The sequence below is a fragment of the Azospirillum endophyticum genome, from assembly GCF_016595245.1.
GTDB classification, from domain to species: Bacteria; Pseudomonadota; Alphaproteobacteria; order Azospirillales; family Azospirillaceae; genus Azospirillum; species Azospirillum endophyticum.
This window is the reverse complement of sequence record NZ_JAENHM010000010.1, coordinates 1-8,836: the sequence shown is the minus strand read 5'-3', so window position 1 is coordinate 8,836 and position 8,836 is coordinate 1. Positions and strand designations below refer to the sequence as shown.

Genomic DNA, 8,836 nt, shown 5'->3' with positions numbered 1-8,836 from the left:
TCCACCGAATCAGAAACTTCGACGTTCGTAAACCGCTGTTAACCCGGCTTCGGAGCCCTGGCGCGCCTTACCGCGGATTGACCCGGCCGGCGGCACCCGTTTAGCCTCTCCGCCATGCGTGCTTCCCACATTCTGCTCGCCGTGGCGGTCGCCGCCGTCTGGGGCTTCAACTTTGTCGCGATCAAGGTCGGATTGCGCGATTTTCCGCCGCTGCTCTTCTCCTGCCTTCGCTTCGCGCTGGCGGCGCTGCCGGTCCTGGTGCTGGGCTGGCGCAAGGGCCCGCCGGTGCCCTGGCGCTTCGTGATCGGCATCGGCGTGATGCTGGGGGTGGTGAAGTTCCCGCTGCTGTATCTGGGCATCGACGCCGGCATGCCGGCGGGGCTGGCCTCGCTGGTCCTCCAATCCCAAGCCTTCTTCACCGCAATCTTCGCCGCCTTCCTGCTGGGCGATCGGCCGGGGCCGCGGCAGATCGGCGGCATGGTCGTCGCCTTCGCCGGCGTCGGGCTGATCGCGCTGGAGATGCCGGCGGGCGATTCGCTGCTCGGCCTCGGGCTGACGCTGGCCGCCGCCGCCGCCTGGGGCGTGGCGAACATCGTGATGAAGCGAGCCAAGGCCCCCGACCTGTTCAGCCTGATGGTCTGGGTCAGTCTGGTCCCGCCGCTGCCGGTGCTGGCGCTGTCGCTGGCGCTGGAGGGGCCGGACCGCATCGTCCATGCCTTCGCCACGCTGACGGTGGTGGGAGTCGGCTCGCTGCTCTACATCGCGGCGGCGGCGACGCTGTTCGGCTTTGCCGCCTGGGGCTTCCTGATGCGGCATTATCCGGCCAGCCTGGTCGCTCCCTTCTCGCTGCTCGTTCCCATCTTCGGCATGAGTTCCAGTGCGCTTCTGCTGGGCGAGACCTTCACCGCGGCGAAACTGGCCGGTGGGCTGCTGGTCTTCGCCGGCCTCGCCCTGTCTGTCCTTAAGCTGCCGGCACCGGCGCGGGTGCGGATCTGACCGCCACCGGCATTGCCGGCCGAGAAGGCTTATCCAGGAAAGTCATGGCCGGGATTGGGATAGGCAGGGTCCTATTAACCTTGACGAGCTTGACGCGGCGCTATGGCGTCCGGATCATTCCGACTGATGGGTCGGACACTAAACCATAGGCGAGCTTTGATCTCTTCCGAAAGGATGGCGCGGCCGGACGGTGGAACGCCGGTTTCGCCGATCCGGCATTGGCTGGCCCATCTGCGCGCCAGCCGCCCCCTGCGCGTCCTGCTGCTGATCGGCGGGCTGTCGGTCGCCGTGCTGCTGACGGCGACGGTCCACTATATCGGCAGCATGCGCGACCGCGAACTGGAGGGGGCGGAGCGCGAGCTGTCCACCCTGAACCTGTCCCTTACGGAACAGACGACGCGCGCGACGCAAAGCGTCGATCTGGTCCTGAACACCATCATCGAGCAGCTGAAGTCGGACGGGATCGCCACGCCCGAAGACTATGTCCGGCGGATGGGCGGGCGCGATACCTACCAGATGCTGCGGGCGCGGATCACCGGGCTGCCGCAGCTCGACGCGGTGACGATGATCGCCTCCGACGGCCGCCTGATCAACTTCTCGCGCTATTATCCGATCCCGCCGGTCAACGTGGCCGACCGGGATTATTTCGCCTATCTGCGCGACCACGACACGTCGGAACCCTTTATCAGCGCGCCGGTGCAGAATCGCGGCAGCGGCACCTGGACCATCTATCTGGCCCGCCGGATCAGCGGCCCGGACGGCAGCTTCGTCGGGCTGGTGCTGGGCGCCATCGAACTCAGCTATTTCGAGAGGCTCTACAAAGCGCTGCAGCCCGACGGCGACGGCAGCATCAGCCTGTGGCGACGCGACGGCATCCTGCTGGCCCGCCACCCATTTCTGCCGGACATCGGCCGGCCGCTGGGGCAGCGCCAGTTCCTGAAGGTGCTGGAGCGCTCAAGGTCCGGCGTCTATCTGTCCTCCCTCGGGTTGAACGACGGTGCCCGGCTGGTGGCGACACGGGCACTGTCCGACTATCCGCTGGTCGTCAACGTGACCCGCAAGCTGGATGCGGTGCTGGGCGAGTGGCGCATCCAGGCCTGGACCATCGGAGCGGCCGGCGCCGTCGGAGCCGCGGCGCTTCTCGTGGCGCTTTGGGCGCTGGCCCGCCAGTTCAGCGCCTACGAGGCGGCGACCCGGGCGATGGATGCCGCCCGCCGTGCCGTGGAGGGGCGCGAACACGCCGAACACGCCCTGCTCCAGAGCCAGAAGATGGAGGCGATCGGCCAGCTGACCGGCGGCGTCGCCCATGATTTCAACAATCTTCTGCAGGCCATCGGCATCAACCTGCACGTCATCGACAGCCGCAGCGACGACGAGCGCATCACCGGTCCGGCGCGGCTGGCGCTGCAGGCGGTGGAGCGCGGGGCCAACCTGACCCAGCATCTGCTGGCTTTCTCGCGCCGGCAGCAGCTGCGGCCGATCCCGGTCGACGTCGCCGGACTGGTCGAGCGGACCAGCCGCCTGCTCGGCCGCACGCTGGGCCAGTCGGTGAGGATCGAGACGGAGGTGTCTCCCGGCCTGTGGTCCGCGATGATCGACCCGACCCAACTGGAAATGGCGGTGCTGAACCTCGCGCTGAACGCCCGCGACGCCATGCCCGAAGGCGGCACGCTGTGGATCCTGGCGGCGAACCGGACCGTCGGTGCCGAACAGGTTTCCGGCCTCGCCGCAGGCGAGTATGTCGTGCTGCGGGTGTGCGATACCGGCACCGGCATGCCGGCCGAGGTCGCCGCCCGCGCCTTCGAGCCGTTCTTCACCACCAAGGAGGTCGGGCGCGGCACCGGGCTGGGCCTCAGCATGGTGCATGGGTTGGCGACCCAGTCCGGCGGCGGGGTGGAATTGGACAGCCGGCCGGGCCTGGGCACCACGGTGACGCTCTATCTGCCGCGCGCGCTTCAGGACGCGGATGCACCGTCCACCCAGGCCGCTCCCCCTCCGGCGCAAGAGGACGAAGCGGCGGGCCGGGCCGGGGTCGCGCCCGGGATCACGGCTGAGTCGGAGGTCGGGATTGGGACCGGCTGCGCCGTCCTGCTGGTGGATGACGAGGAGCTGGTGCGCACCGCGACCGCCGGATATCTGGAGCAGGAGGGGTTCGCGGTGCACGAAGCCGCCGACGCCGCGGCGGCTCTCTTGCTGCTCGAACGCGGATGCCGGCCGGACGTGATCGTCACCGATCATATGATGCCGGGGATGACCGGGCTGGATATGGCCCGCACCCTGCGCGCCCGGCGCGACGAGACGCCGATCCTGATGGTCACCGGATATGCCGAGGATCTGACCTCCACCGCCGCGATGCAGGAGGTGGCGCTGACCGTGCTGTCCAAGCCGGTCGAACCGGCCCGGCTGGTCCGCTCGATCCGGAAAATGGCTGCGGTCGAAAGCTGACCGGCGGCCGGGAAATGGGGGGCGGCTCGGGTGCCTGCCTCGGCTCGGCGATGGAACCCGACGGGGTGCGCCCGCGTTGGAAGGGCGATTGTCCCTCCATTCCAGCCCCCGGAGCAGCCATGAACGCTCAATCCACCATCCGCAACGCCTATGACAGCGTCTTCGAAGGCCACACCAACCTCGGCATGGGCGAGCGCATCGTTTCGACCGGGCTCGGTCTTGCCGTGGCCGCGGGCGGCCTGCGCAAGGGCGCCAGCATTCCTGGTGCCATCATGGGCCTGGTCGGTGCGGCCCTGGTTGCCCGCGGCATGAGCGGCCATTGCCCGCTCAAGGATCGCCTGTCCGGCGATCACCAGGACCGGCTGGGCCATGACGGCTCCTATGGCGAGTCGCGGGGCGTCGACCACTCGCGCATGGCGGAGACCTACTGAGCGGCACCGCACCGGATCGGATCCGTTCACCGATCGTCGCATTTCATTCACGGGAATGCGCGATGCCATTAACCCTGATGGTGAATTGTTGGGTAGGCCAGCGACGGGGTGGAGACCGGGGAGTGTGGGTGTGACATCCTGCGTTGCCCGGGCTGCAGCCCCAGACCTGTCATCCCGCTCTGGAGATTCACCGCATGTGGTTCCCCGCTTTCCGGTCCCGTTCCTCGGTCGCGGCGATGGCGCTCTGCGTCGGCCTGCAGATGGCCGTCGCGGTACCGGCGCTTGCCCAGAAGGCCGCCACCTCCACGCCGGCGTCCCCGACCGCCTCGGTCCGCTACGACATCGGCTACGACATCTTCTATCCGGTCCGCAGCCAGAACGGGATGGTGGCCTCCGAGCACCGGCTGGCGACCGAGATCGGTGTCGACATCCTGAAGCGCGGCGGCAACGCGGTCGATGCGGCGGTGGCGGTCGGCTTCGCCCTGGCGGTGGTTCTGCCGAACGCCGGCAACATCGGCGGCGGCGGCTTCATGGTCGTCCATGACGCCAAGAGCGGCAAGGACGTCGCCATCGACTTCCGCGAGATGGCGCCGGCCAAGGCCTTCCGCGACATGTATCTGGACCAGCAGGGCAAGGTCGTCCCCGACCGCTCGCTCTACACCCATCTGGCGGTCGGCATCCCCGGCACCGTCGCCGGGCTCGCCCATGCGCTGGAGAAATACGGCACGATGACGCTGGCCGACGTGCTGGCCCCGGCGATCAGGCTGGCGCGCGAGGGCCACACCGTCACCCCGCAGCTCGCCGGGCTGCTGGAGGTCGAGCGCGACCATCTGGCCGCATGGGACGCCACCCGCGCAGTCTTCTTCAAGGGCGACCGCCCGCTGACCGCCGGCGAGACGCTGGCCAATGCCGACCTCGCCAACTCGCTGGAGATGATCGCCCAGCAGGGGCCCAAGGCCTTCTACGAGGGCGCCATCGCCGACAAGATCTCGGCGGAGATGTCCAAACACGGCGGCTACATCACCAAGGACGACCTGAAGGCCTACAAGGTGGTGGAGCGAGAGCCGGTCAGCGGCAGCTACCGCGGCTATACGGTCAAGTCGATGCCGCCGCCCAGTTCCGGCGGGACGCACATCATCCAGATGCTGAACATCCTGGAGCGCTGGCCGCTGAAGGACTATGGCCCCGACAGCGCCCGCTCGATCCACCTGATGGCGGAGGCGATGAAGCTGGCCTATGCCGACCGTTCCGAATATCTCGGCGATCCCGACTTCACCAAGGTGCCGGTGAAGGGCCTGACTTCGCGCAAATACGCCGACGAACTGGCGGCCAAGATCGATCCGGAGAAGGCGACCCCGGCCAGCAGCATCAAGCCCGGCAAGCCGGCACCCTACGAGAGCGACCAGACCACCCATTTCTCGGTGGCGGACAACCAGGGCAACGTGGTCAGCACCACCTACACGCTGAACCTCAACTTCGGCAGCGGCATCGTCGCCGAGGGCACCGGCATCCTGCTGAACAACGAGATGGACGATTTCTCGGCCAAGCCCGGCGTGCCCAACGCCTTCGGTCTGGTCGGCGGCGACGCCAACGCCGTCCAGCCCTACAAGCGGCCGCTCAGCTCGATGTCGCCGACCATCGTGCTGAAGGACGGCAAGCCCTGGCTGGTCACCGGCAGCCCCGGCGGCAGCCGCATCATCACCACCACCATGGAGACGGTGATCGACCACATCGACTTCAACATGAACCCGGCCGAAGCCGCCGCCCTGCCGCGCGTCCATCATCAATGGACCCCGGACGAACTGAGGGTGGAGAAGGGTCTCAGCCCCGATACCGTCCGCCTGCTGGAGCAGATGGGCCACAAGGTGGCGGTGAAGCCGACGATGGGCCGCACCCAGACCATCCAGCTGCGCGAGGACGGGCTGTACGGCTATTCGGATCCGCGGAACCCCGACGGCATGACGCTCGGCTACTGAGGCGACTGCGGAACGGGCTGGCGAAAGAGGCTGCCGAGGAGGTTGGCGACGGATCCATCGTTCGGACGGCATGGTCCTGAAGGGAAGACGGGCGCCCGGCGACCACCGGGCGTCACAATTCCCGTATACAAAGAAAAAGCCGCGTGCTTTGGTAACCGCTGATCCGCCTTCCCGGGCGGTGCGGGCTCCAAGGGCTCGCGCCTGTCCTGGAAAGGCAACGGAACAGTTGGCTTAAGGCGGGCCTGTCGGTTAGCCTTTGCAGGAGTGAACCGGAGCATTTGCCGTGGACAAGGCCTTGGTCGAAAAGAACCGCGAGTGGACCTATCAGCGTGAGGGGAAGCTGCCCGTCACCATCCGGGTCGCCGATTTCGAGCGCGAAGGAAAGCGCATCGTCGCTTTCCTGGAACAGACCGACATCGCCAAGGCGGCCGGGTCGCCTCAGCCGGCCGTGAATGATTGGCCCCGCATCGCCGAGGCCTATGCGAAGGAACAGGGTGTGGCGCTCGGCGACATCTATTGGTACGAGCTGCACCCGCGCCGTTTCGCCAATGGCCGCCCCAACGTGTCGGAATATCGCCCCGGCATGGCCGAATGGCGCTTCGAGACCAGTATCCCGCTCGCCCGCGCCATCGTCGAGCAGCTGGGCTTCGATCCCGACAATTTGCCGCTCGACATCTGACCGCCCCGCATGCCGCCCGCCCGCGCGCAACCCCTGTGATGCGCCGCGGGACCGGTGTATGATGGCGGTCTTGAGCCACACGCCGGTGGCAAGGCCGCGGCCGACGCGGACCGGCGGGGCGACCGGGAGACAGATGATGACGACGGTGCGGAGGGCGGTTGCCCTGGGTGCTGCGATGCTGGCGGTTGTCGCTGCCGCAGCGGTGGTGTCCGTTCCGGAGGCGGCCCAGGCGCGTGCGTCGGTGTCGGTCGGCATCGGCGTCGGACCGATTTTCCCGGCCTACGGCTATTACCATCCCTACCGCTACTACGCGCCGCCGCCGGTGGTGCAATATTACGCCCCTCCGCCGGTCGTCTATGCGCCGCCGCCAGCGGTGCAGTATTACGCCCCGCCCCCGTCCGTCGGCGTCGACCCGGCCGGTCCGGTCTATTATTCGCGCAGCGGCCAGCAATGCCGCGAATACCAGAGCAGCGCCATGGTCGGCGGCCGGCCTCAGCCCGTCTACGGCACCGCGTGCCTCCAATCCGACGGGACTTGGCGTATCGTCAACTGAGGGCGCATCAGCGGGCTGACGGAACGGCCGGCAGGCTTCAAGCCTGTTCCGGGAGGGGTTCGGACAGCTCGTCGGCATTCTCTCGGCGGATCGTGCAGACCTCGTCCCATCGCGACAGGAAAGCGTCGAGCAGGGCGGGATCGAAATGCCGGCCGCGGTTCTCGACCATGTAGGCCTGCGCCTCCTCCATCGTCCAGGACCGCTTGTAGGGCCGGGTGGAGGTCAGGGCGTCGAACACGTCGGCGATGGCGACGATGCGTCCGGACAGCGGGATGGCGTCGGCGGCCAGACCGTTGGGATAGCCGGTCCCGTCGAACTTCTCGTGATGGCTGAGCGCGATTTCCGCGGCCAGCCGCAGAAGCGGGATGTCGCTGTTCGCCAGGATGCGGTGGCCGATGGCGGCGTGCTGGCGCATCACCGTCATCTCCTCCGGCGACAGGCGGCCCGGCTTCAGCAGGATCATGTCGGGGATGCCGATCTTGCCGATGTCGTGCATCGGCGCCGCCTTCCTCAGATCCTGGGCATAGGCGCCGCCGCAGCCGGCCGCCTCGGCGATGAGCTTCGAGTAGAGCGCCATGCGCTCGATATGGGCGCCGGTTTCCGGATCGCGATATTCGGAGGCGCGCGACAGCCGGGTGACCAACTCCTCCCCCTGGCGCTGGAGGGCGGCGGTCACCCGCTCCACCTCGGCGGCCAGCAGGGCGGCGCGATCGCGCAGCAGGGCGCGGCTCTGGCGCAGGGCCAGCAGGTTGCGCAGGCGTGCCTGGACCTCCGGCACGACGACCGGCTTGGTCAGGAAATCGTTGCAGCCCTCGTCCAGCGCCCGCACGCGGATGTCCACCGCGGTGTTCGCCGTGATCATCACCACCGGGACGCCGTCCAGGCGGGACTCCCCGCGGATATGGCGCAGCAGGTCCATGCCGTCCATGTCCGGCATCATCTGGTCGAGAAGGATCAGGTCGGGTTCGTTCCCGCGCAGCCACTCCATCGCGGCGAGCGGGCTCTCCATGGTGACCGGGTCGGCATCGTCGAGGCGGCGGACGATGGCGGCCATGATGAAGAGGTTGGTCCGGTCGTCGTCGACGATGAGGATGTTCATCTTGCGGCATCCGCCTTGCGGGCGGCGATCAGCCGGCCGGCTTCGGCCAGCAGCGCCTTCAGGTCGACCGGCTTTTCGAAGGCCGCCTCGGCGCCCAGCAGCCGGGCCATTCCCGGCAGCTCCATCCGCAGGCGCAGGCTGCCCCCCGTCACCGCGATCAATGGCGGGCGCGACTGTTGTTCCTTCAAACGAAGGATAACCTCGTAGCCGTCGGCTTCCGGCATGATGATGTCGGTCACCACCAGATCCACCGGATGGTCCATCAGGATGGTCAGCGCGGCATTGCCGTTCTCCGCCTCCCGCACGGTGTAGCCGGCGCGGAGAAAGGCCGTGCGCACCATTCCGCGGAAATCGGGATCGTCGTCGACCAGCAGGACGGAGCCGGGGGAAGGTTCTGCCGCAGCAGGAGAGCCGGGCTTGGCCCGCAGCTCGTAGAGGGTCATGTCCATGATCGCCGCTTCCGTCATCCGCCGCAGGCCGGCAGGTTACGCTGGATGGAATTCGCTAGGCGCCACCCTAGACGGCTATCGGTGCGCGTACCCGCTGTGTCTGGGATAGCAGAGGCGGGAAATGGGATAGCGGGGATATCATCCCCTCTTGTGTCTTTGAGTTTTGCTAGAGGCTGTTAGGGACTCGGGGTAGCCGCACGCGGTGTGG

The 8,836-nt window shown here is 67.8% G+C and carries 8 protein-coding genes; 6 read left to right on the top strand and 2 right to left on the bottom strand.

Annotated features, from left to right (window positions below; genetic code table 11):
* Positions 1-114: 114 nt before the first annotated feature.
* From JHL17_RS03685 to JHL17_RS03660, 6 genes are all read left to right on the top strand, one after another.
* On the top strand, positions 115-996 hold the full coding sequence (locus JHL17_RS03685) for an EamA family transporter (RefSeq protein ID WP_200190702.1): 882 nt from the start codon (positions 115-117) through the stop codon (positions 994-996).
* Positions 997-1,170: 174 nt separating this feature from the next.
* The gene (locus JHL17_RS03680) at positions 1,171-3,441 is read left to right on the top strand and encodes a hybrid sensor histidine kinase/response regulator (RefSeq protein WP_200190701.1); all 2,271 of its coding nucleotides are present in this window, start codon (positions 1,171-1,173) and stop codon (positions 3,439-3,441) included.
* Positions 3,442-3,560: 119 nt separating this feature from the next.
* Positions 3,561-3,872 carry a YgaP family membrane protein gene (locus JHL17_RS03675; RefSeq protein WP_200190700.1) on the top strand — a complete coding sequence of 104 codons (312 nt, stop codon included), beginning with the start codon at positions 3,561-3,563 and terminating at the stop codon, positions 3,870-3,872.
* A 194-nt stretch (positions 3,873-4,066) separates the two neighbouring features.
* Positions 4,067-5,848 carry a gamma-glutamyltransferase gene (gene ggt / locus JHL17_RS03670; RefSeq protein ID WP_200190699.1) on the top strand — a complete coding sequence of 594 codons (1,782 nt, stop codon included), beginning with the start codon at positions 4,067-4,069 and terminating at the stop codon, positions 5,846-5,848.
* Positions 5,849-6,131: 283 nt separating this feature from the next.
* On the top strand, positions 6,132-6,527 hold the full coding sequence (locus JHL17_RS03665; RefSeq protein ID WP_200190698.1) for a hypothetical protein: 396 nt from the start codon (positions 6,132-6,134) through the stop codon (positions 6,525-6,527).
* A gap of 58 nt (positions 6,528-6,585) precedes the next feature.
* Complete coding sequence (locus JHL17_RS03660; RefSeq protein WP_247893289.1) at positions 6,586-7,080, top strand: hypothetical protein; 495 nt, start codon at positions 6,586-6,588, stop codon at positions 7,078-7,080.
* 37 nt (positions 7,081-7,117) lie between these two features.
* On the opposite strand, the gene JHL17_RS03655 is transcribed toward JHL17_RS03660, so the two are convergent.
* Entirely contained in the window at positions 7,118-8,179 is a 1,062-nt protein-coding gene (locus tag JHL17_RS03655) for an HD-GYP domain-containing protein (protein ID WP_200190697.1), read from the bottom strand.
* Entirely contained in the window at positions 8,176-8,628 is a 453-nt protein-coding gene (locus JHL17_RS03650; RefSeq protein ID WP_200190696.1) for a response regulator, read from the bottom strand. The genes JHL17_RS03655 and JHL17_RS03650 overlap by 4 nt, the downstream gene beginning before the upstream one ends.
* Positions 8,629-8,836 lie beyond the last annotated feature (208 nt).